Genomic DNA, 21,487 nt, shown 5'->3' with positions numbered 1-21,487 from the left:
GGCGTTTCGAAGATTTTTTTTGGAGCACCTCATGCAACGTACTCTGCTGGCGACCGTCGCTGCCGCCACTCTGTCGATGGCGGCCGTCGCTCACGCGCAAGACGCCACGACGACCACCACCACGACCGCTGAGCCGGCCGCCACGACCACGGCTGCGCCGCCCGCTGCCACAGCGCCGACTGCGACCACGACCACCACCACGGACGCCACGGCCGCTGACACCGCCGCCCAGCCGAGCTCGGCGACGACCACCACGACCACGACCGCTGCGCCCGGCGCGGCTGCTTCGTTCGCCACCGGCGCTCAGGTCTGGGATCCCGCTGGCGGCCTCGTCGGCACGGTCGAGAAGACCTACGAGCAAGGCGGTCAATCGATCGTCGCCGTGAATGTCGACGGCAAGACCATGGGTCTTCCGTCCCGCGCCCTGGCCAACCAGGACGGCAAGATCATCACCTCGGTGACCAAGGCCCAGATTCTGGCCGCGGCCGCCGGCATGGCCCCCAAATAACGCGACGAACGGCCGCGGAGCTTCCAGCTTCGCGGCCGGGCGCATTCCGTCGAAGGTGCGGCGAGCGGACCATTGCCGTCGCAGGCTTCGGCTGATAGCCATGCCCGCAGGCGCGGCAGCGCTGACGCAAGAGGTTTTTGGTACATGCCTGCGGCGAAACGATCAGCGGGCGGCGGTTCCGCCGGCCTGATCTGGGATCTCCTGACGTTCGATCGCCTGGTCACCGGCCAGGTCATCCATCTGGTCTATTGGGCGGGCCTGGGCGTTATTGCCCTGTTCGCCTTTTCGGTCGTCGGCGCCGCCGTCGGCCTGGCCCTGAAAGAGCCCGGCCTGGGCTCGATTCTTCTGGCCTTCCCCGTGCTGATCGCCGGCCTCCTGGCCGCCGGGGCCATGGCGCTGCTGTGGCGCGCCTTCTGCGAATTCTATGTGGCCATCTTCCGCATCAGCGACGACCTGCGCTCCCTGCGCCAGTCGCATGAGGCCGAGTCGACCATCATGCCTCGGGCCCGTCCCGACGAAGCGTGACGCTCCGGGTCGCTAGCGCGTCCCGCTCTTGCGCAGGCCCATCTCGTCCATCTGGGCGGTCTCGATCGCATCGCTCTTCTTCTGGCGGACGATCTTGGCGTTCTCGGCCACCTGCTCGTATTTCTTCAGCTCTTCGAAGGCTCGCGAAAGGGCCTCGCGCGCGGCGCCTTCCTCGATCTTGATGGCGTCGACCTGGGCCTGGATCTGGGCCCGGCGCAAAGCCAGCCCCTGCTTGTAGCCGACCATGTACCAGCCCGCCGACGCGTCGTTCTGGGCGCGCAGCATCTCGGCCTCGCCCTCGGCGTCGAGCATGGCCATGCGGATCTCGGCGTCCTGCCGGCGCGCGGCGATCTCGCCGAGACGCTTCTGCAAGGTCTCGACCTCGTAGTTGGCGATGCGGATGAGGGAGTCGGCCCACTTGGTCATTTGAAGGCCCGGATCACGCAGCGCTCAGGATGCTGGACAATTGATGGAAGGAATCGTCGAGGCTGGTGGCCTCGTCCTTGTCCTGCGACAGGAATTCCTCGATGGCGGGGTTCAGCACGATAGCGCGGTCGATCTGAGGGTCGGAACCTGAGCGATAGGCGCCGATGCGGATCAGCTCTTCCATGTTCGAATAGGCGGCCATCACCTGGCGGGCGCCCTTCACGATGTCCCGCTCCTCGGGATGCTGACAGCCGGGCATGGTCCGGCTGATGGATTTCAGCACGTTGATCGCCGGGAAACGGCCGCGCTCGGCGATGGCGCGCTCCATGACGATGTGCCCGTCCAGAATGCCTCGCGTGGCGTCGGCGATCGGCTCGTTGTGGTCGTCGCCGTCCACCAGCACCGTGAACAGGGCGGTGATCGGTCCCGCCTCCGTCCCGTCCGGCCGGATCGGTCCGGGACCGGCGCGTTCCAGCAGCTTGGGCAACTCGGTGAAGACGGTCGGCGTATAGCCTTTTGTGGTGGGGGGTTCGCCCGCGGCCAGGCCGATCTCGCGCTGGGCCATGGCGAAGCGGGTCACCGAGTCCATCAGGCACAGGACCTCCATGTCCTGGTCGCGCAAGAATTCAGCCAGGGCCAGGGTCATGTAGGCGGCCTGGCGACGCTTCAGCGCCGGCTCGTCCGAGGTGGCCACCACGACGATGGCGCGGCGCAGGCCTTCCTCACCCAGGGTCTCCTCGATGAACTCGCGCACTTCCCGACCCCGTTCGCCGATCAGCCCCACCACGACCGCGTCGCAGGTGGCCTGGCGCGCCAGCATCGACAGCAAGACCGACTTGCCCACGCCCGAACCGGCGAAGATGCCCAGGCGCTGGCCCCGGCAGGTGGTGGTGAACACGTTCATCGACCGCACGCCCAGGTCCAGGCGCTCGCCCACCCGGCCGCGGGCGTGGGCCGACGGCGGCGCGGCCTTCAGCGGATAAGCCGCCTCGCCCTGGGGCAAGGGGCCTAGGCCGTCGATGGGTTCGCCGAAGGCGTCCACGATGCGGCCCAGCCACGCCTTGGTCGGGCGAACCGACGCACCCTCGGGACGGATCTTGATCTCCGCGCCAGGGGCGACGCCCTCAACCGGGCCAAAGGGCATGAGCAGGGCGCGGGTCTCGCGAAAGCCCACGACCTCGGCCGGCAGAGGTGAATTGCCGAAGCGCTGGATTTCGACGCGCGCGCCGACCGACAGGCGGGTGAGGCCGCCCCGGGCCTCGATCAGCAGGCCGTTCACAGCCGCGACGCGCCCATAGACGGTCAGCGGATCGATACGCTCGACGGCGGCGATCAGGTTCTGCAAAGCGGCCCCTCAGCACTTGAGGGGCGACCTTGCGGGCAACGTCGTTAACCATGAGTGAAAAGGTCTCGTTAAGGCCGGTTAACGACGCTCAATTTTTCGGACAGGAAGCGGACGACCTCGCGGTTGAAGTCGCGATGGAACGCCTCGCGGTCGAAGCCAGGCGACGGAAGGCAGATGTCGGGGCTGCGCTTGATCCCCTCGGGCGTGCAGGGCGTCAGGAACTCGAAGTGCCCGGCCTTCTTCACCAGATGATATTCAGGCCGCGCCCCCAGCTTCTCCAGCACTGGCTGGACGTAGAACGGCTCGGGCAGGATCGCGTCGACCTCGGCCCGCCATAGCTGCACGGGGATTTTCACCGCCCCCAGACTCTCAGGCGTAAAGGCGTAGCCCACCGCCGGGGCGGCGATGACGGCGGCCTTGATGCGGTCGTCGCGCTTCCAGCCCGTCCAGCTGGCCGGCTCAGCGGGACGATGGTGAACCAGCTGGCAGTCGAAGAACTGCGGCCGCTGGCGGCAATGCTCGTTGATCTTTGCGGCGTCCGGCACGCCCCCGATGGCGGCGGTGACGGTGAAGCCGCCCATGGAAAAGCCAAAGGCCCCTACCCGCTCCGGATCAAGCCGACCATGCTCGGACCATCCGCCTAGCATGTAGTCCACCAGCACCCGCAATTGCCGGGGCCGGTTGGCGCCCTCGGTGGATCGGCTCTTGTCGGCGTAGTTGTCTCCGGTGTGGGTCAGGGCCGCGGTGACGAAGCCCGCTTCCGCCAGCGCCGCGGCGGTATCGGCATGGCCGCCGAAGAAGCCGCCATGCCCGTGCGACATGACCACCAGCGGCAGCCCCTCCCCCTTCAGCGGCGCGCCGGGCGAGACCTCCATGCTGTTGAGACCCATTGGAATCGTCCGGACCGGGCCATCGGCCGGATACCAGACCCCGACCTCGATCGTCCCGCCCTCGGGGTCGGGGACCCTCAGGACCTGAAAGCCTACCCCGGCCAGGGCGGGGGCGGCGAACATCAGGGCGCCGGCCAGGACGGCGGCGGCGAAGCTCTTGGTTTTGACGGCGACAGACATGGCGCTCCTTTCAGCGACTGCGTGGCCCCCTTGCTGACGCTCCAACCGCGAGGCCGCCACCGCGCCTTCGCCAATGGGCGAACGGGTTCGCTGTCCGGCGAGCGGGTTTTCCGCGCCGCGCGTCGGGCTATAGAGGGAGCATGGCGTTGAACCCGGCCTCCGACCTGAACACCCCCCGCGCATGGGCGATCGACCTGGCCGTCTGCGCGGTCACAGGGGTGATCATGGGGCTGCTCGGCCCCTTCGGCAGCTATTTCAACGACGAGCCCATGGTGCGGGTGGCCTACTGGACCGGCAGCTTCCTGCTCAGCGGCGTCTCCTTCGGCTTGCTGCTGCGCTGGCTGACGCCAAGGATGCAGCGGGCCGGCGTGCCGTTCTGGGCCTGGGTCCCCGCCGTCGTGGTGATCGCCACGGTTCCGCTTTGCGCCATCGTACGCGCGGCGGCGATCATGCTCTGGCCCTCCGTCGCCAGGATCGGGTGGGCGGAGTGGTATGCGCAGTCGGTGCTGCTCGGCCTCGTCTATGTCGGCGCCTACGCCCTGCTGCGGCTGCGTGTCGCAGCGCCTCCTTCCCCACCGGCCGCGACCTCGGCGGAACCCACGATCCTGCGCCGCCTGCCGCCGCGCCTCGGACGCGATCTGTTGTGCCTGCAGATGGAGGATCACTATGTGCGCATGCACACGCCGCAGGGCTCTGACCTTGTCCTGCTGTCCCTGAACCAGGCCATGACCGAACTGGGCGATCTGGACGGCATGCAGGTCCACAGGTCCTGGTGGGTGGCCCGCAGAGCGGTTCAGGTTGTTATTGAAGATGGCAGAAATCTGCGCCTGAAACTGGTCAACGGGATCGAGGCGCCGGTCTCCAGAACCAGCGTGGCCAAACTGAAAGCCGCGGGCTGGATCCCCCGCTAAGCCTTGCTGCGCCTGGGTTTAGCGTCACAAAAGAATCGGTGACAAAATTCGCGTTCGGAGTCCGGCGGCGCTTGCTCCCGATTCGCAAATCAGCTTAACGATTCTCCCAGAGGGTCATTCACCATTAACCGATCTTAAATTCTCTCGCCCACAATGTGTCGGCGAGAGCGGGGTCGAACTTTGCCGACCCGTTGGAATTTAGCCGTCGTTGGGGGCTGAGAGGGGCTGATGCGCGTACTGTTGATCGAGGATGACAGCGCCACTGCGCAGACCATCGAGCTGATGCTGAAGTCCGAGGGCTTCAACGTCTACACGACGGATCTGGGTGAAGAGGGCGTCGATCTTGGAAAGATCTACGACTACGACCTGATCCTGCTCGACCTGTCCCTGCCGGACATGAGCGGCATGGATGTGCTTCGCACCCTGCGCGTCGCCAAGATCAACACCCCGATCATGATCCTGTCGGGTACGGCCGAGATCGACACCAAGGTGAAGACCCTGGGCGGCGGCGCCGACGACTACCTGACCAAGCCGTTCCACAAGGACGAGCTGATCGCCCGCATCCACGCCGTGGTCCGCCGCTCCAAGGGCCATGCCCAGTCGGTGATCAAGACCGGCGACATCACGGTGAACCTCGACGCCAAGACTGTCGAAGTGAACGGCATCCGCGTGCATCTGACCGGCAAGGAATATCAGATGCTGGAGCTGCTCTCCCTGCGTAAGGGCACGACCCTGACCAAGGAAATGTTCCTGAACCACCTGTATGGCGGCATGGACGAGCCGGAACTGAAGATCATCGACGTCTTCATCTGCAAGCTTCGCAAGAAGCTGGCCGCCTCGGCCCAGGGCAAGCACCACATCGAAACCGTCTGGGGCCGCGGCTACGTGCTGCGCGACCCGCAGGAAGGCATGCAGGCGGCCTAAGGCTCCTCATCCTCCCAACGACTTTCTGAAACGCCCGCCGGCTCGCCCGGCGGGCGTTTTGCTTTGCACGCCAGGGCTCGGCCCACTTTTTTGCGGCCAAGTTTCAACCCATTGCAAAAACACGCGTTGCGACTTTATCGACCAAATTCACAACCTGGAAATGTGAAAGCTCAACTATAGCGGTCTCGGAACAAAATACTCTCGTAATTGTATATGGGGGTGGAGACGACTTAGGAGAGAGCTCAATGACCGATAACTCTGGATTGGTTGGGGGACTGCTTGACGAGCAGTTCACCCTCTTGCCCGGCCTCCTCGGCGGCGTGGGCGTAAACACGAGCAGCAACAATCTTGGCTTGAGTGTACTGCCCGGCGTGGCGGGCGGCGTGCAGGCCACGACGCAGAACGCTCTCGTCGGCGTCGATGTTTTGCCTGGGCTGGACCTTGGCGGCGGGATCGACATCGACATCCTTCCCGACATCGGCGGCGGCGTCGATATCGACATCGGCGGCGGCGCGGGCGGCGGCGGTTCTGGCGGTGGTGGTTCTGGCGGTGGTGGGACCGGCGGTGGGGGAACCGGTGGAGGCGGAAGCGGCGGCGGGGGCACGGGTGGCGGCGGAGCCGGCACGGGTGACAACGGCAGCGGCGACATCGACGGCAATGGCGACAACGGCGTCGAGAATCCGGGCGGCAGCGGCTCGGGCGGCACGGGCTGGCTGCCCGGAAGCAACACCAACCTCGATCTCGAGGTCGCCTATCAGAACATCACGCGCGTTGACGCCGGCTCGGCCAAGGCCGCGGGCGATGTCGCGACCCTGACCAACCTCTGGAACCGTGTGGACGCCGGTACGCTCAGCACCACCGAGGCGGTGCGCGAGATCATGGCCCTGGCCAAGGACACTTCGGCCGTGGCGGTCCTCAGCTACCAGTTCTTCACGGGCGAGACCCCGACCGTCGACGGCCTGGATTTCCTGGTCAACGCGATCGACACGCTCAACCCGACGGATCTGACCGACGCCTACTACAACAACTTCAACCTCGAGAACCGGTACATCAACTTCGCCGCCAACCTCGGCCTGTCCGGCGAGGGCGCTCAAAGCTTCAACCAGGCTTATGGCGGCCTGACCTTCGAGGGCGCGGTTCGCAAGGCGTACGGCGAGATCATCGGCATCGCGGAGGCCACGGCCGCCGGCGTGAATGCCGAAGCCGCCATCGCCGATATCGCCAGCCGCAAGGACTACTTCGACGCCCTGGCCAGCGCGCGGATCAACAGCACCACCAATCAGGACCTTGCCGCCAAGGCCGGGCTGGTCGGTTACATTCTGGGCGAGGCGGTGAAAGCCAATGTCGGCCTCTACGCCAACGCGCTGGAGAACTTCTTCTTCGATCTCGCCGACAGCGAGGCCCAGTTCAACGTCAGCCTCGTGGCGGCCTATTCCAACGATACCGCCTGGATGGCGTGAAAGCGTCACAATCCCCCAGCTAAAATAGAGGCGGTCTCGGTTAACGGGATCGCCTTTCTTTTTGCCTATGCTGCCCGCGACAAAGCGCCCGATCGGCGCGAAGTGCTTGCTTTTATAGGCGAACACCGGGATTTTCCCGGCACGTTCGAGGGCCGCCCCAGGGGTGTGGTCGGCGCTCGGATGACCGACATCGAATGGGGGAACGATGCAGGAATTCGATCCGCGACGCCCGGCCGCCCGACTGCTTCCTCGTGTCGTGGTTGCGTCCGTCGCCGTGGCCGCCGCCGTGGCGGCCATCAAGGTCGCTCCCTTCGAAGCTCCTGTTCCCGAAAAGCCGGCCCTGAACGCCGCCGAGATCACCGCCCTTCAGCACAGGGCCTTCGCCCAGGCCGAAGCCCAGCCTGGTCTAAGCCGCGCCGAGAACGTGCCGGTGAAAGTGCGTCCGGGCGAAACCCTTCAGGGCGCCGTGCAACGCGCCGGGGTCGAGCCTGACGAAGCCGCCAAGGTCGTCGCCACCCTGGCCAGCGCCATGGACACCGTGAAGATCAAGGCCGGCATGGCCCTGGATATCGCCCTGGCCCATCCGCGCGGCGATCGTGGCGGCCCGGCCCGCCTGATCGGCCTGTCTCTGCGCACCAGCCCGTCCAGCGCCATCACCGTCTCGCGCACCTTCGACGGCGCCCTGCGCCTGCGCGAACTGGAAGAAGAAGTCCGGGACGAGACCACCGTCGCCCATGGCGAGATGCACGGCTCGCTGTTCGAGTCCGCCGCCCGCGCCGGCGCCACCCCGACGGTCACCGCCCAGGTGGTCAAGCTGTTCTCGCACAAGGTCGACTTCTCGCGGGACATCAAGGCCGGCGACAATTTCAGCCTGGTCTTCGACCGCAAGGTCACCGAAAGCGGCCGCACCATCGAGGCCGGCGATCTGGAATACGCCGAGATCAAGGGCCTGCGCTTCTACCGCTTCGAGCGCAATGACGGCGGCGTCGACTACTTCGACGAAACTGGCAAGAACGTTCGCGGCTTCCTGCTGCGCACCCCCGTCGATGGCGCGCGCATCACCTCGGGCTTTGGCGCCCGTCGTCACCCGATCCTCGGCTTCACCCGCATGCACCAGGGCATCGACTTCGGCGCCGGCAGCGGCACCCCGGTCCTGGCCGCCGGCGACGGCGTGGTGGTCGAGGCCGGCCGCAAGGGCGGCTACGGCAACTGGGTGAAGATCCGCCACAACGGCGGCTGGGAGACCGGCTACGCCCACCTGTCGCGCTACGCCAAGGGCCTGAAAAAGGGTCAACGCGTGAAACAGGGCCAACTGGTCGCCTATGTGGGCTCGACCGGCATGTCCACCGGACCCCATCTGCACTACGAAATCTTCAACGGTGGGCGTCGGGTGAATCCCGTAGGCGCCAAGATCCCGCAGGGCACCATCCTGGCCGGCGCGGAACTGAACCGCTTCCGCGCTAAGAAGGCTCACATCGACAGCCTGCTGAACGGCAAGGGCCAGATTCAGATGGCCGACGCCAGCGCCGTGACCGGCGGAGCGAACCGCCAAGCTGGACGTTAAGTCCTCCGGGAAAACCCGGAGAGCATGATGCGCAAGTTCCTCTGCGTGGCCCTGGCGGCCGCGACCTTCGCCGGCGTCGCGACGCCCGTCGCCGTTCAGGCGCAGCCCTATGGCCGGCCAGGCGGTTATTACTATTATGACGGCCGATGGGTCGATCAGCGCCAATGGTACGACTACCGGAACCGCGGCGACTGGCGTCGCTGGGATAACCGCCGCCGCTATCGCGACCGCAACAACAATGACGCCCTGGCCGCCGGCGTGATCGGCTTCGCTCTAGGTGCGGCGATCCTCGGGTCGCAGGCCGACGCCAACCGCGCCTATGGCCGGCGAGACGACCGCAGCCACGCGGCCTACTGCGCCCGCAAGTACCGCAGCTACGATCCCCGCAGCGACACCTATCTGGGCCGCGACGGGTATCGCCACTACTGCCGATAGGCCGTCTGGCCTAGCTGTCGAACATGATCACCGAGCGGGCCAGTTCGCCCCGCTTCAGCTCCTCGAAGGCGTCGTTGACGTCTTCGAGCTTGATGCGCCGTGAGATCAGGTCGTCCAGGTTCAGCTTCCCCGCCATGTAGGCGTCCACCAGACGCGGCATGTCCACGGGGAAGCGGTTGGACCCCATGTACGAGCCCTGAATCTTCTTCTCCCCAAGGAAGTCGGGGCCATGCAGCTCGATCATGGTCCCCACCGGGATCATGCCGATGATGTTGGCCGTGCCGCCCCGCCGCAGCATCTTGAACGACTGCTCGGCGGTGATCTTCAGGCCGATGGCCTCGAAGCTGTGATGCACGCCGCCGCCCGTCAGGTCTTGAACCGCCTTCACCGGATCGGTGTCGGCGGCGTTGATGACGTCGGTGGCCCCGAACTTCTTGGCCAGCTCCAGCTTGGCCGGCACGCGGTCGATGGCGATGATCCGCCCCGCTCCAGCCAGGGCCGCGCCGTTCACCGCCGCCAGGCCCACCCCTCCGCAACCGATCACCGCCACGGTCTCGCCCGGACGCACGGTGGAGGTGTGGATCACCGCCCCGACGCCCGTCATCACCGAGCAGCCGATCAGGCACGCGCGATCCAGCGGCATGTCCTTGCGGATCGAGGTGCAGGCATGCTCGTGGATCAGCATGTACTCGGCGAATGAGGACAGGTTCAGGAACTGGTTCATCCGCGGCGCGGCCAGGTCCTCGCGATAGAGGCGCGGCTCGTCTTCCTTCTTGCGCCGGGTCTCCGGGCTGACGCACAGGCTCATATGGCCGGTCAGGCAGTGTTCGCAGTGGCCGCAGAACGCCGACAGGCAGGTGATGACATGATCGCCGACCTTGACCGTGCGGACCTCGGACCCAATCGCCTCGACGACGCCAGCGCTCTCATGGCCCAGCACCGCAGGCAGCGGGTGCGGATAGGAGCCTTCCACGAAGTGCAGGTCCGAATGGCATACTCCGGCGGCGACGGTGCGGATCAGCACCTCGTGCGGTCCCGGCTTGCCGATGGCGACCTGTTCGATGGAGAGGGGCTTGCCCACCTCACGCAGAACCGCAGCCTTCATACGCATCTCCCTTTTCTTGGAGACACGTTATCGCCCTCGCCCGCCCCTGGGGAGAGCGAAATTCAAACAAATGTTAGGCGGCCTTCGCCAAGCCCTCGGGCAGCAGGGTTTCGGGCGAAAGCAGGATGATCATCTTGTCGCCGGCTTTGATGACGCCAGCCACCACGCCGTCCGACGCATACTCGCTGAAGGCCGGCGGCGGGGTCAGGTCGCCCGGCGCGACCGTATAGGTGTCGCAAACGGCGTCGACCATCAGGCCGGCCGCCTCGCCGCGAACCTCGGCCACCACGATCACCGGACGGGGCGCGGGCTCCAGATTCTTGAAGCCCAGCCGCGCGCGCAAATCGATCACCGGCATGACGACGCCGCGAAGATTGATCACACCCGTCACATAGGGCGGGGAGTCCGGCATCGGGGTGGGCTCGGAAAAGCCACGCAGTTCGCGCACTACGCCCACATCCAGGCAGAATTCCTGGCCCGCGACTTCGAAGGAGATGACCTGTCGGTCGTCTCCGCCGGCCAGCAAGGCCGTCAGCGGTTGCGCCATGGGGCTTCTCCCTCATTCGCGGCGTTAATGGCCGCGTTTGCAGCCGAAGCCCGCAGGGTGAGCGAAGAAGGTGAAAAAAGCGGAGCCGAACAAGGTTTATTCCGCAGCAAGTGTTCGGGGCTATAAATCTGCTATAGCCCCGGCAGAACAGGCGAGAGGCGTTCAACTCATGGCGGCATCCGGCTTGGCCGTACGCGGACCACGCAGCCTGCTTCGCCAGATCCGCGAAGCCTTGGCTGGCGGCGGACCTGCGCAGGCGCGCCTGGATATGGTGGTGCGCATCATCGCCCTGTCGATGGTGGCCGAGGTCTGCTCCATCTATCTGCGCCGCGCGGGCGGCGACCTGGAACTGTTCGCCACCGAAGGCCTCTCGCGCGACGCCGTCCACGTCACCCGCCTGAAGACCGGCGAAGGCCTGGTGGGCGAGATCGTGCGCCTGGGCCGCCCGCTGAACCTTTCGGATGCGCCGAACCACCCGGCCTTCGCCTATCGCCCGGAAACCGGCGAAGACCCATTCCACTCCTTCATGGGCGTGCCGCTGCTGCGCGGCGGTCGCGCCATCGGCGTTCTGGTCGTCCAGAACCGCACCGAGCGCGTCTATGGCGAGGAAGAGGTCGAAGACCTCCAGATCATCGCCATGGTCCTGGCCGAGATGGTCTCGGGCGGCGGCCTGATCGACCAAGCCGAGCTCAAGGGCGTCGAAATCGCGCCCCACAAGCCCGAACGCCTTAAGGGCGCCAAGTTCGCGGACGGTCTGGCCTATGGCGTGGCCGTACTGCATGAGCCGCCGGTCGCCCCCGAACAGCTGCTGTCCGACGACAGTCAGGCCGAGGAGGCTCGCCTCAAGCAGGCCGTGGCCGAGCTGCAGAGCCAGATCGACAACATGCTGGACGGCCAGCACGGTCTGGTCGGCGCCTCATACGAGGTGCTGGAGACCTATCGCCTGTTCGCCCACGACCGCGGATGGAACCGCAGCCTGGAAGAGGCCGTCCGCTCCGGCCTGACCGCGGAAGCGGCGGTGGAGCGCGTGCGATCCGAGCACCGCGCCCGCCTGGGCCAGGCTCGCGACCCCTATCTGCGCGAGCGCCTGCACGATCTGGAAGACCTGAACGACCGACTGCTGCGCCATCTTTCGGGCGAGGGTCATCACGCCCGCACCTTGCCGGAAAACGCGGTGCTGATCGCCCGTAACCTCGGTCCGGCCGACCTCCTGGAATACGATCGCACCAAGCTCAAGGGCCTGCTGCTGGAGGAGGGTTCCTCCGCCAGCCACGCCGCGATCGTGGCGCGCGCCCTGGACATTCCCTGCGTCGGTCGCCTGACCGATCTGCGCGACCGCGTTTCCGAGGGTGATCCCGTCGTGGTCGATGGCGAGACGGGCGAGGCTTGGCTGCGCCCCCGCGCCGACGTGGTCACCGCCCTCAAGGCGCGGATCGAGGTGCGCGACACCCGCCGGGCCGAGTTCGCCAAACTGCGTGACACCCCCGCCTTCACCCGCGACGGGCACAAGGTCACCCTGCTGATGAACGCGGGCCTGGCCGTCGATCTCGACATCCTGCCGGAGACGGGCGCGGAGGGCATCGGCCTGTTCCGCACCGAGTTCCAGTTCATGGTGGCCGAGGAGATGCCACGGCTGGAAGCCCAGACCTCGCTCTATGAAAAGGTCCTGGACGGGGCCAATGGCCTGCCCGTGACCTTCCGCACCCTGGATCTGGGCGGCGACAAGCTGGTCCCGTACATGGAGCTGGAGCGCGAGGAGAATCCGGCCTTGGGCTGGCGCGCCGTGCGCATGGGCCTGGACCGTCCTGCCCTGCTGCGCATGCAGATCCGCGCCCTGATCAAGGCCGCCCGCGGTCGCGAGTTGCGGATCATGTTCCCGCTGGTGGCCAGCGTGGATGAATTCCGCGCCGCCCGCGCCTTTGTCGATCAGGAAGTCGCCTGGGCCCAGCGTCGCGGCCGCCCCGCCCCCGCCCGCCTGGACGTCGGCGCCATGATCGAGGCGCCGTCCCTGCTGTGGCACCTGGACGCCTTGCTGCCCATGACCGACTTCGTCTCGGTCGGCACCAACGACCTGATGCAGTACCTGTTCGCCGCCGACCGGGGGAACCCGCAGGTGGCCGACCGCTACGACTTCCTGTCCCCGCCCGCCCTGCGCGCGCTCAAGACGATCCAGCAGGCCTGCGCCGATTCCGGCACGCCCGTATCGATCTGCGGCGAGATGGCCGGCCGTCCTCTAGAGGCCTTCGCCCTGACCGCCTTGGGCTTCGATCGGCTCAGCATGCCCCCCGCCGGCATCGGCCCCGTCAAGCAGATGGTGCTGTCCTGCGACCGCGAAGCGGCCAAGCGCGGGGTAGAGACTTTGCTTCGCAGCGGGGCAGGTTCCATCCGGGGCGAGATCGAAACCCTGGCGCGCAAACTTTATGTCGCAGTTTGAATGCGTTGGCGGTGTCACATCTTCTTGCTATCGACAAAGGATAGTTAACTCATTTCGTGCGATAGGCGTCTGGTCGCCGTATTCACGCGCGACTTGGATACAGGATACGGGGCATGCCGCTGGACATGGGCGGGGTCACGCAGCTGAAGTTTCCTGACGAGGGGTCCAAGGTGGACCAATCCTCCGTTCCCACCTTGGCGACGGGCGAGAGCATCGGTGCGGCCCTCAAGGCCGTGCGCGAACATCTCGGCCTTTCCCTGGAAGATGTCGCCGAGTCCACGCGGGTCCGGCGCACCTATCTGGCCGCGCTTGAGGAGATGCGTCTCGACGCCCTGCCCTCGCGCCCCTTCGCAGTCGGTTACGTGCGCGCCTACGCCAAGGCCCTGAACCTGGACGGCGAGGCCGCGGTCAACCGCTTCAAGATCGACAGCCCCGATCCCGACCAGGTCCTGCAGGGGCCCGTCGGCGTCGAGCATAAGACCGATCCCCGCTTCGCCATGGCCGCCGTGGTCGGCGTGGTGATCATCGTCGCGATCGTCGTCTGGAACGTGGGCCGCCGCGCCTTCGACCAGCAGCCCGAAGTTTCCAGCGCCGTGGCCGCCGCGCCGCCGGTCGCGCAATCGAACCAGACTCCGTCCACCGTGGCGCTCGGCGCGCCTCTGCCGGCGCCCGTCGAATCCACCACCCCCGCGCCCTATGTGACGCCGGGCCTGGAAGACTCCGTCGCTTCGGGCGGCTCGGCCGACGCGGCCATCGCCGTGGCCAAGGCCCGCGCCGCCAATCCCGAAGAGGTTCTGCCGGACGAAAGCGTCGTCCTGGGTTCGTCCTTCAAGGCCAGCGGCCCGGTCATGGGCGCCAACCCTGAAGAGTCCGTTGTCACCCTCCAGGCCCGCAAGAACGCCTCGCTGGTCGTGCGCGGCGCCGACGGTCAGGTCTATTTCGCCCGCCAGCTGAACGCCGGCGAGGCCTATCGCGCCCCGGCCGTCAAAGGCCTGGTCGCCGACGTCTCCGACCCCGCCGCCTTCGAGGTGTTCGTGGCCGGCGCGTCGAAAGGCCTGATGCCCTCGACCCAGACCGCCATCGGCAAGTTGGTCGACTAGAGGCCCTCTCAGGGCTTCTTATCGTCACGCCAAAGGCCTATGTTCCGCGCGACATGAGCGTCCAGGACCATACCCACGTCCGCCCTTGGCGGATGATCGAGCGTCGCAAGAGCCGCAAGATCCGCGTCGGCTCCGTCGAGGTAGGCGGCGACGCGCCGATCAGCGTCCAGTCGATGACCAACACCGTGACCGCCGACGCGGCCGCCACCATCGACCAGATCCGTCAGTTGGAGGAGGCCGGCGCCGACATCGTCCGCGTCTCCTGCCCCGACGTGGAGTCCACGGCCGCGTTCAAGACCATCGCCAAGGCGGCCAAGGTGCCGCTGGTGGCGGACATCCACTTTCACTACAAGCGCGGCATCGAGGCGGCCCAGGCGGGCGCGGCCTGCCTGCGCATCAATCCGGGCAACATCGGCAGCGCCGACCGCGTGCGCGAGGTCGTGCAGGCCGCCAAGGACCACGGCTGCTCCATCCGCATCGGCGTCAACGCCGGCTCGCTGGAGCGCGAACTGCTGGAGCGCTACGGCGAGCCCTGCCCCGAAGCCATGGTCGAAAGCGCCCTGAACCACGCGCGCATCCTGCAGGACCACGACTTCCACGAGTTCAAGATCAGCGTGAAGGCGTCCGACCCGTTCCTGACGGTGGCCGCCTATCAGCAGCTGGCCGAGGCCATCGACTGCCCCCTGCACCTGGGCGTGACCGAGGCCGGCGCCCTGCGCACCGGCACGGTCAAAAGCGCCATCGGCATGGGCTCCATGCTGTGGGCCGGCATCGGCGACACTATCCGCGTGTCCCTGGCCGCCGACCCGGTCGAGGAGATCAAGGTCGGCTTCGACATCCTCAAGTCGCTCGGCCTGCGCCATCGCGGCGTGAACATCATCGCCTGCCCGTCCTGCGCCCGTCAGGGCTTCAACGTCATCAAGACGGTGGAGGCTCTGGAAGAGCGGCTGGCCCACATCTCCACACCCCTGTCCCTGTCGATCATCGGCTGCGTCGTGAATGGTCCGGGCGAGGCCCTGATGACCGACATCGGCTTCACCGGCGGTGGCGCGGGTTCGGGCATGGTCTACATGGCCGGCAAGCCCGACCATAAGCAGTCCAATGACGGCATGATCGACCACATCGTCGAACTGGTCGAAAAGCGCGCCGCCGAGATCGAGGCCGCCAAGGCGGCGACGGCGGTCGCGGCGGAGTAAAGACCGAGCAAGGATCGGGTGGTCGCTGACCAACCCGTGATCGATATGACGCCCCTCAACTTTCGGGGGCGACATGAACACCAAGCTTTTCGGACTTCTGACCCTGGGCGGCTGCGCCTTGTTGGCGCCAGTGACGGCCCTGGCGCAGGCCAGCGCCAATCCCGTCACGGCGGCCGACGACGCCTTCGGCTTCGCCAATGGCGACGAAGCGGTGGGCATCTATGACGCCACGTCCGTCCGGGGCTTTGATCTGGAAGCGGCGGGCAACTACCGCGTCAACGGCGCCTATTTCGTCAAAAGCTCCGGCGTCTCCAACTTCTTCGTCGACACCACCACTGTCCGCATCGGGCTCAACACCCTGTCGCTGGACTATCCGGGACCGTCTGGGGTCGTGGACTTTCGCCTGCGCGATCCGGCAAGAGGCGAGCCCAGCCTGCTCACCGGCGGCCTCGACGAATTCGTGCAGCCCTATCTCGACATGAACCTGCGGCATCGTTCGGCGGACAACCGCTTCTCGGCCTCGCTGGGCCTGGGTTTGGTTTTCGACAAGAACGACAACCAGGGCGGATCAGACGGCAAGTCCTGGCTGCTGGGCGGCACGACCCGCCTGTCCGTAGGGCCGGCCACGCTGCGCGTCTTCGGCGGCGAGTACGACTATGAGCGCAACAGCCGCCTGCGATTCACCTTCGCCGATCCGCAGGCGCGGCCCAGACTCGAACGCGGCGATTTCCTCGGCCAGGACTGGGCCATCGAGCGCGGCCAGCGCCGCATCGCCGGCGTGCTGGTCGATACGCCGCTCTCCGACGCCTGGTCGCTGGGCGTCAACGGCGTGTTCTCGCAGGAAGACCCCGGCCGCTCCTACAGCCAGCTTCTGCTGGGCGTGGACGACGACGGCGTCGCCGCCCGCAGCCTGATCGTCGCCTCTCGCGACCGCCGGTTCACCGCCTGGTCGGGCGAGGCGCGGGCGACCTGGACGCGCCAGACCCAGACCCTGGCCCATCGCGTCACCTTCACCGCCCGCAGCCGCTGGTCGCGCAATCATTTCGGCGGCGACCGCATCGCCGAGCTTGGGGCGCTCGACGTCCACGCCGCGCCGACCCGCGCCACGCCGCTGGACCTGTCCGGCGCCGGCCCGACCCTGCGCGACCGCATCGACCAGACGGGGCTGGGCGTCTCCTACCGGCTGGGCTGGAAGGACCGCGCGACCCTGAATATGGGCGTCCTGCGCACCGACTATGAAAAGACCTTCCAGCCGGCGACCGGCGCGGCGCAAAGCTCCAGCTCCTCGCCCCTGCTCTACAACCTCGGCGGCGCCGTCAGCGTCGCGCGTGGCGTCGACCTTTACGGCAGCTACAGCCGGGGCCTGGAAGAGGCGGGAACCGCCCCCAGCTCCGCCGCCAACCGCAACCAGGTGCTCAACGCCATCCTGGTCACCCAGCGGGAGCTTGGTCTGCGCTATGCCATCTCGCCCGGCCTCAGCCTGATCATCGCCGGCTTCGACACGCGAAAGCCCTATGCCGGCGTCGATCCCGCCAACCAATACCGCCTGATCGGCGACGTGCGGCATCGGGGGATCGAAAGCTCGCTGTCGGGCAAGCTGAGCAAGAACCTCTCCGTCGTCCTGGGCGGGGTCTACATCGACCCGCACCTGGATCGTGGCCCGACCGCCGCCCTCGGCCCGCGCCCTGTGGGCGTGCCCAAGCTGCAGGCCGTGGCCAATGTCAGCTACGCCGTCGTCGCCATCCCGGGCCTGACCGTGGACGCCGGGGCCGACTACACCGGCCGCCGGCCCTTCCGTTCGGCCCTGTCGGCGGACGGCGAGCAGGCGCAGTTGGCGGCCGATCTGACCGTCAACGCCGGCCTTCGCTATCGCCTGCCGATCTATGGCGGTCGCACCACCCTCCGCGCCCAGGTGCTGAACCTGTTCAACGACTACGGCCTGACGGTGAACGGGGCCGAGACCCTCGACTACACCCCCCAGCGGCGCTTCCGGCTGGTGCTGACCCAGACCTTCTAGTGGCGGCGGCGGGGGCGATGCAGTAAGACGCGAGGCCCAATTTGAAGGCCCGTCACCTTGCGTCTGCCCCAAGCCCGTCTCGATCAGGTCCTTGACCGTTTCCGCGAAGTCGAAGCCCGCATGGGCGCGGCCACCGACGGCGGCGAGATCGTCAAGCTCTCCAAGGAGCATGCTGAGCTCAAGCCCGTGGCCGAGGCCGTCGAGGCCCTGGCCAAGACCGAGGCCGAACGCGCCGACCTGGAAGAGATGCTCAAGGCCGGCGACGCCGAGATGGCGGCCCTGGCCCGCGACGAGCTGGCCGCCCTGGACGAGCGCCTGCCGCAGATGCAGCGCGACCTGGCCCTTATGCTGGCGCCCAAGGACAAGGACGAGAACGCCTCGGCTATTCTTGAAGTCCGGGCCGGCACCGGCGGCGACGAGGCGGCCCTGTTCGCGGGCGACCTGTTCCGCATGTACCAGCGCTACGCCTCGCTGCAGGGCTGGCGGGTAGAGATCGACAGCGTCTCCGAAGGCGAAATGGGCGGCTACAAGGAAATCATCGCCTCGGTCACCGGCGACGGCGTGTTCGGCCGCTGGAAGTTCGAGAGCGGCGTTCACCGCGTGCAGCGCGTACCGGCCACCGAAGCCCAAGGCCGTATCCATACCTCGGCCGCCACCGTCGCCGTCCTGCCCGAGGCCGAGGACGTGGAGATCGAGATCAACGAAAGCGACCTGCGGATCGACACCTATCGCTCGTCCGGCGCCGGCGGCCAGCACGTCAACAAGACCGACTCGGCCGTGCGCATCACTCACCTGCCCACCGGTGTGGTGGTGACTTCCTCGGAAAAGTCGCAGCACCAGAACCGCGCCCGGGCCATGAAGAACCTCAAGGCCAAGCTGTACGACATGCAGCGCGAGGCCCTGGACACCGCCCGCTCTGACGCCCGCAAGAGCCAGGTCGGCAGCGGCGACCGCTCCGAGCGCATTCGCACCTACAATTTCCCGCAGGGCCGGGTGACCGACCACCGCATCAACCTGACGCTCTACAACCTGGCGCGGGTGATCGAGGGCGACGCCCTGGACGACATCATCAAACCCCTGATCGCAGAGGATCAGGCGGCAAGGCTGGCGTCGCTGGAAGACAGCTTCGGCTGAGCCCCCATTCCGCTCACCCCGGCGAAGGCCGGGGCCCAGGTGAAGCCCTGCTGAGGCTCTAGATGAATCTGGGTCCCGGCCTTCGCCGGGATGAGCGGTTGGAGCTACAGCCCCTTCTCCATCACCACGAAGAACAGGTCATCGCGCTTTGGCTTGCCGAACCGCTCGTCGCCATAGGGAAAGGCCTGCGTCTCGCCGGTCAGGGCGTAGCCGCGCCGCTGGTACCAGGCGATCAGGGTGTCGCGGACATTGACGACGGTCATCTTCATGCGCCGGGCGCCGCGCTCGCGAGCATAGGCCTCAGCCCGCTCCAGGAAGCCGCGTCCCCGCTGGCCGCCCTGCAGGTCCGGGCGCACGGTGAACATGCCGAGATACCACGTCTCCTCGCCCGCCGGCTCCAGCCACACCGTGCCCAGGATCGGGCCGTCCGCCTCGTCTCGGAGAAGCAACAGCACCGCATCCGGGTTCTCCGCCAGGTCGGCGCGCAGGATGACCCCGTCCGTGCGCTGGCCGTCGATATAGTCGTCCTCGGTCGTCCAGCCCTCGGACTTGCCGCGATAGGCGGAATTGACCAGGACCACGACGGCGTCGAGGTCGGCTTCGGCGGCGGGTAAGATCAGCATGGCCGCGACCTAGCCACCGACCCGGCCAGACGCAAGCCTAGCGCCGCCGAACGCGGGTCCAGGCTCCGCCGGCTATGCGGCGCGCACGCTGCATTTCCTTTTTCATGGACGCCAGGGGATGGAAGGCCAGCCCGACGGAATCGGCCATCACGGCGCCGCGCTCACCCATGGGACGTTCAGGTCCCGTGGTGGAATCAATGGCCGTCTGGTGCTCGATCTCGGCGTTCAGTTCGGCGCCCAGCAGAACCGCCATCACCGAGAACCACACCCACACCATGAAGGCGATAATCGCCCCCAGCGGCCCGTAGGTCGCGTCGTAGTGGGCCAGGGTGTTCACGTACCAGGAAAAGCCCAGCGACCCGACCAGCCAGAAGGTCGCCGCGAACGCCGCACCGATCAGCACCCACCGCCAGCGCGCCCGCGCCCGGCAAGGGGCGTAGCGATAGAGCACCGCGAAGGCGAAGGCCGCCAACGCCGCCACGGCGACCCATCGCAGGGGAATCCACCAAAGCTCCGCCTGGCTGAAGCCGACCCATTCCAGCGCGAACGGGGCGGCGACCAGCAGGCCCGACGCGATGACGACCACCGCCAGGGCGGCGACGGTGAAGCCATAGGTCAGAAGCGTGACCACGGCGAAGTTTCGCTTCTCCACCTCGTCATAGGCCACGTTCAAGGCGTTGAAGAGCGCCCGCATGCCGGCGTTGGCGCTCCACGCCGACAGCAGCAGGCTGATAACCAGGGCCAGGCCCAACTTCTCTTCCTGTTGGCCGGCCAGGCGCAGCATCTGCTCGCCGACGATCTCGACGACGCTGGCCGGGAAGACCACCGCCATTTCCTGAAGCTGCTTTTGGACAGTCGTCACGTCGGCGAACAGGCCATAGACCGAGACGAAGGCGCCGAGAGCCGGGAAGATCGCCAGCAAGGCGTAGAAGGTCACCCCGCCTGCCAGGGCCGGGAGGCCATCGGCGGTGATCTCCAGGATCGTGCGCCACAGGATGTCGCGCCAGCCCAGCAGGGGGATGTGCCGCGGCTTGAGCGCCGCCCGGCCGCGCCGGGGCTCGTGGGCGTCGAAGTCGTGGGGCGGCAGGACGCGTTGCTCGCTAAGCCCCGGGACCGGCTCGGCGGGTATGGCCTTGTCCTTCCTGGGCCACAGGATCGCCGCGGCCAGCAGCCCCGCCCAGGGGATCAGGTTGGCGACGCGCTTGCGGTCCATGGTTCACCCTCCGGCAGTCAAACACCCCTCAAGCCAGGCCGTTCCGCTTGCGGGCAAGACGGCGCGAAGGCATTGGGGAAGCGCCATGGCCAAGATCGCGTCCCTCTACCGCCACCCCATCAAGGGCTTCACGCCCGAACGCCTGACGACCGCCGACCTGCGCGCGGGCGAGTCCTTCCCGTGCGACCGACTCTTTGCGGTGGAGGACGGCCCCAGCGGTTTCGACCCCGCCGCGCCCGCCCATCTGTCCAAGATGAAGTTCACGGTCCTGGCCAAGATCCCCGCCGTGGCCGGCGCCCACACCGCCTATGACGAGGCGACCGCCACCCTGCGGGCCAGCGCCGATGGCGCGCCCGACTTCGAAGGCCGCCTGTCGGAAACGGCGGGCCGTGAGGCCTTCGCCGCCTGGCTGGCCGCCCTGCTGGGCGATCGGGTCAACGGCCCCCTGCGCGTGCTGGAGGCCCCCCGCCTGCACCGGTTCATGGACAGCAAGTCCGGCTTCGTCTCGATCATCAACCTGGCCAGCGTGCGCGACCTGGAGGCCAGGATCGGCCGCCCCCTCGATCCCATGCGCTTTCGCGGCAATGTCTATGTCGAGGGCTGGGAGCCGTGGGTCGAGAACGACTGGACCAACCGCACCCTGACCATCGGCGGAGCCATGGTCGAAGGCATCAAGCCGATCGTCCGCTGCGCCGCCACCCACGTGAACCCGACCACCGCCGAGCGCGACCTCGACTTGGTGAAGGCCCTGTTCGACAACTACGGCCACATGTTCTGCGGGCTTTATGTCCGGGTGCTCGAAGGCGGGCGCGTGGCCGAAGGCGATGAGGTTGAGCTGGCCTAGGCAGCCATCTCCCAACCCCAAAATGATTCCGCCTCCCCAGGCCTTGTGCCTGGGGTCCCTGTTTCAACCGGCAGGGCGCGCCAGGACGATCATCGTCGGCGAAGCG

General features: G+C 67.2%; 20 protein-coding genes. 13 read left to right on the top strand and 7 right to left on the bottom strand.

Going from position 1 to position 21,487, the window contains the following annotated elements; translation table 11 throughout:
* Positions 1 to 31 precede the first annotated feature (31 nt).
* Together O5K31_RS03850 and O5K31_RS03845 are read left to right on the top strand one after the other, a co-directional pair.
* Entirely contained in the window at positions 32 to 508 is a 477-nt protein-coding gene (locus O5K31_RS03850) for a hypothetical protein (protein ID WP_269716005.1), read from the top strand.
* A 144-nt stretch (positions 509 to 652) separates the two neighbouring features.
* Entirely contained in the window at positions 653 to 1,033 is a 381-nt protein-coding gene (locus O5K31_RS03845; protein ID WP_269716004.1) for a DUF4282 domain-containing protein, read from the top strand.
* A gap of 12 nt (positions 1,034 to 1,045) precedes the next feature.
* Here O5K31_RS03845 and O5K31_RS03840 read toward each other — a convergent pair whose 3' ends face one another.
* From O5K31_RS03840 to O5K31_RS03830, 3 genes are all read right to left on the bottom strand, one after another.
* Positions 1,046 to 1,459 carry a flagellar FliJ family protein gene (locus tag O5K31_RS03840; RefSeq protein ID WP_269716003.1) on the bottom strand — a complete coding sequence of 138 codons (414 nt, stop codon included), beginning with the start codon at positions 1,457 to 1,459 and terminating at the stop codon, positions 1,046 to 1,048.
* A 13-nt stretch (positions 1,460 to 1,472) separates the two neighbouring features.
* Positions 1,473 to 2,804 carry a flagellar protein export ATPase FliI gene (gene fliI / locus O5K31_RS03835; protein ID WP_269716002.1) on the bottom strand — a complete coding sequence of 444 codons (1,332 nt, stop codon included), beginning with the start codon at positions 2,802 to 2,804 and terminating at the stop codon, positions 1,473 to 1,475.
* Positions 2,805 to 2,872: 68 nt separating this feature from the next.
* Entirely contained in the window at positions 2,873 to 3,874 is a 1,002-nt protein-coding gene (locus O5K31_RS03830) for an alpha/beta hydrolase family protein (protein WP_269716001.1), read from the bottom strand.
* Positions 3,875 to 4,014: 140 nt separating this feature from the next.
* Here O5K31_RS03830 and O5K31_RS03825 point away from each other — a divergent pair, with 140 nt between their 5' ends.
* From O5K31_RS03825 to O5K31_RS03805, 5 genes are all read left to right on the top strand, one after another.
* Entirely contained in the window at positions 4,015 to 4,785 is a 771-nt protein-coding gene (locus O5K31_RS03825; protein ID WP_269716000.1) for a LytTR family DNA-binding domain-containing protein, read from the top strand.
* A 228-nt stretch (positions 4,786 to 5,013) separates the two neighbouring features.
* Positions 5,014 to 5,709 carry a response regulator transcription factor CtrA gene (gene ctrA / locus O5K31_RS03820; RefSeq protein WP_269715999.1) on the top strand — a complete coding sequence of 232 codons (696 nt, stop codon included), beginning with the start codon at positions 5,014 to 5,016 and terminating at the stop codon, positions 5,707 to 5,709.
* A gap of 245 nt (positions 5,710 to 5,954) precedes the next feature.
* A complete protein-coding gene (locus O5K31_RS03815; RefSeq protein WP_269715998.1) occupies positions 5,955 to 7,169 on the top strand; it encodes a hypothetical protein in 1,215 nt (404 codons plus the stop codon).
* Positions 7,170 to 7,374: 205 nt separating this feature from the next.
* Positions 7,375 to 8,733, top strand: a complete 1,359-nt coding sequence (locus O5K31_RS03810; RefSeq protein ID WP_269715997.1) for a M23 family metallopeptidase — start codon at positions 7,375 to 7,377, stop codon at positions 8,731 to 8,733.
* Positions 8,734 to 8,760: 27 nt separating this feature from the next.
* Positions 8,761 to 9,168, top strand: coding sequence for a BA14K family protein (locus O5K31_RS03805; RefSeq protein ID WP_269715996.1), 408 nt, complete (start codon positions 8,761 to 8,763; stop codon positions 9,166 to 9,168).
* 10 nt (positions 9,169 to 9,178) lie between these two features.
* On the opposite strand, the gene O5K31_RS03800 is transcribed toward O5K31_RS03805, so the two are convergent.
* Positions 9,179 to 10,273 (bottom strand): Zn-dependent alcohol dehydrogenase, encoded by a 1,095-nt coding sequence (locus O5K31_RS03800; protein ID WP_269715995.1) that lies wholly within the window; start codon positions 10,271 to 10,273, stop codon positions 9,179 to 9,181.
* Positions 10,274 to 10,346: 73 nt separating this feature from the next.
* A complete protein-coding gene (locus O5K31_RS03795) occupies positions 10,347 to 10,820 on the bottom strand; it encodes a chemotaxis protein CheW (RefSeq protein ID WP_269715994.1) in 474 nt (157 codons plus the stop codon).
* 169 nt (positions 10,821 to 10,989) lie between these two features.
* Here O5K31_RS03795 and ptsP point away from each other — a divergent pair, with 169 nt between their 5' ends.
* From ptsP to prfA, 5 genes are all read left to right on the top strand, one after another.
* Positions 10,990 to 13,254 carry a phosphoenolpyruvate--protein phosphotransferase gene (gene ptsP, locus O5K31_RS03790; protein WP_269715993.1) on the top strand — a complete coding sequence of 755 codons (2,265 nt, stop codon included), beginning with the start codon at positions 10,990 to 10,992 and terminating at the stop codon, positions 13,252 to 13,254.
* Positions 13,255 to 13,367: 113 nt separating this feature from the next.
* Entirely contained in the window at positions 13,368 to 14,354 is a 987-nt protein-coding gene (locus tag O5K31_RS03785; RefSeq protein WP_269715992.1) for a helix-turn-helix domain-containing protein, read from the top strand.
* Between the two features lie 53 nt (positions 14,355 to 14,407).
* Complete coding sequence (gene ispG, locus O5K31_RS03780; protein WP_269715990.1) at positions 14,408 to 15,550, top strand: flavodoxin-dependent (E)-4-hydroxy-3-methylbut-2-enyl-diphosphate synthase; 1,143 nt, start codon at positions 14,408 to 14,410, stop codon at positions 15,548 to 15,550.
* Positions 15,551 to 15,623: 73 nt separating this feature from the next.
* Positions 15,624 to 17,567: a TonB-dependent receptor gene (locus O5K31_RS03775; protein ID WP_269715988.1), complete on the top strand. Its 1,944-nt coding sequence runs from the start codon at positions 15,624 to 15,626 to the stop codon at positions 17,565 to 17,567.
* A gap of 57 nt (positions 17,568 to 17,624) precedes the next feature.
* Entirely contained in the window at positions 17,625 to 18,701 is a 1,077-nt protein-coding gene (gene prfA, locus O5K31_RS03770) for a peptide chain release factor 1 (protein ID WP_269715986.1), read from the top strand.
* Positions 18,702 to 18,805: 104 nt separating this feature from the next.
* Here prfA and O5K31_RS03765 read toward each other — a convergent pair whose 3' ends face one another.
* Together O5K31_RS03765 and O5K31_RS03760 are read right to left on the bottom strand one after the other, a co-directional pair.
* Positions 18,806 to 19,324 (bottom strand): GNAT family N-acetyltransferase, encoded by a 519-nt coding sequence (locus O5K31_RS03765; RefSeq protein ID WP_269715984.1) that lies wholly within the window; start codon positions 19,322 to 19,324, stop codon positions 18,806 to 18,808.
* Between the two features lie 37 nt (positions 19,325 to 19,361).
* On the bottom strand, positions 19,362 to 20,537 hold the full coding sequence (locus tag O5K31_RS03760) for a YihY/virulence factor BrkB family protein (protein ID WP_269715982.1): 1,176 nt from the start codon (positions 20,535 to 20,537) through the stop codon (positions 19,362 to 19,364).
* Positions 20,538 to 20,622: 85 nt separating this feature from the next.
* Between O5K31_RS03760 and O5K31_RS03755 the strand changes: the two genes are divergently transcribed.
* A complete protein-coding gene (locus tag O5K31_RS03755; protein ID WP_269715980.1) occupies positions 20,623 to 21,381 on the top strand; it encodes an MOSC domain-containing protein in 759 nt (252 codons plus the stop codon).
* Positions 21,382 to 21,487: the final 106 nt, after the last annotated feature.

It is taken from the genome of Caulobacter sp. NIBR2454 (assembly GCF_027474405.1).
In the GTDB taxonomy this organism is placed as follows: Bacteria; Pseudomonadota; Alphaproteobacteria; order Caulobacterales; family Caulobacteraceae; genus Caulobacter.
Note: the sequence above shows the minus strand (reverse complement) of the source record. Positions and strands in the feature narration are given on the sequence as shown.

Bases quoted from the DNA above. Each gene is read 5' to 3' on its own strand.
- O5K31_RS03850 (WP_269716005.1), top strand. From the start codon at position 32: ATGCAACGTACTCTGCTGGCGACCGTCGCTGCCGCCACTCTGTCGATG.
- O5K31_RS03845 (WP_269716004.1), top strand. From the start codon at position 653: ATGCCTGCGGCGAAACGATCAGCGGGCGGCGGTTCCGCCGGCCTGATC.
- O5K31_RS03840 (WP_269716003.1), bottom strand. From the start codon at position 1,459: ATGACCAAGTGGGCCGACTCCCTCATCCGCATCGCCAACTACGAGGTC.
- O5K31_RS03830 (WP_269716001.1), bottom strand. From the start codon at position 3,874: ATGTCTGTCGCCGTCAAAACCAAGAGCTTCGCCGCCGCCGTCCTGGCC.
- O5K31_RS03825 (WP_269716000.1), top strand. From the start codon at position 4,015: ATGGCGTTGAACCCGGCCTCCGACCTGAACACCCCCCGCGCATGGGCG.
- ctrA (WP_269715999.1), top strand. From the start codon at position 5,014: ATGCGCGTACTGTTGATCGAGGATGACAGCGCCACTGCGCAGACCATC.
- O5K31_RS03815 (WP_269715998.1), top strand. From the start codon at position 5,955: ATGACCGATAACTCTGGATTGGTTGGGGGACTGCTTGACGAGCAGTTC.
- O5K31_RS03810 (WP_269715997.1), top strand. From the start codon at position 7,375: ATGCAGGAATTCGATCCGCGACGCCCGGCCGCCCGACTGCTTCCTCGT.
- O5K31_RS03805 (WP_269715996.1), top strand. From the start codon at position 8,761: ATGCGCAAGTTCCTCTGCGTGGCCCTGGCGGCCGCGACCTTCGCCGGC.
- O5K31_RS03800 (WP_269715995.1), bottom strand. From the start codon at position 10,273: ATGAAGGCTGCGGTTCTGCGTGAGGTGGGCAAGCCCCTCTCCATCGAA.
- O5K31_RS03795 (WP_269715994.1), bottom strand. From the start codon at position 10,820: ATGGCGCAACCGCTGACGGCCTTGCTGGCCGGCGGAGACGACCGACAG.
- ptsP (WP_269715993.1), top strand. From the start codon at position 10,990: ATGGCGGCATCCGGCTTGGCCGTACGCGGACCACGCAGCCTGCTTCGC.
- O5K31_RS03785 (WP_269715992.1), top strand. From the start codon at position 13,368: ATGCCGCTGGACATGGGCGGGGTCACGCAGCTGAAGTTTCCTGACGAG.
- ispG (WP_269715990.1), top strand. From the start codon at position 14,408: ATGAGCGTCCAGGACCATACCCACGTCCGCCCTTGGCGGATGATCGAG.
- O5K31_RS03775 (WP_269715988.1), top strand. From the start codon at position 15,624: ATGAACACCAAGCTTTTCGGACTTCTGACCCTGGGCGGCTGCGCCTTG.
- O5K31_RS03765 (WP_269715984.1), bottom strand. From the start codon at position 19,324: ATGCTGATCTTACCCGCCGCCGAAGCCGACCTCGACGCCGTCGTGGTC.
- O5K31_RS03760 (WP_269715982.1), bottom strand. From the start codon at position 20,537: ATGGACCGCAAGCGCGTCGCCAACCTGATCCCCTGGGCGGGGCTGCTG.
- O5K31_RS03755 (WP_269715980.1), top strand. From the start codon at position 20,623: ATGGCCAAGATCGCGTCCCTCTACCGCCACCCCATCAAGGGCTTCACG.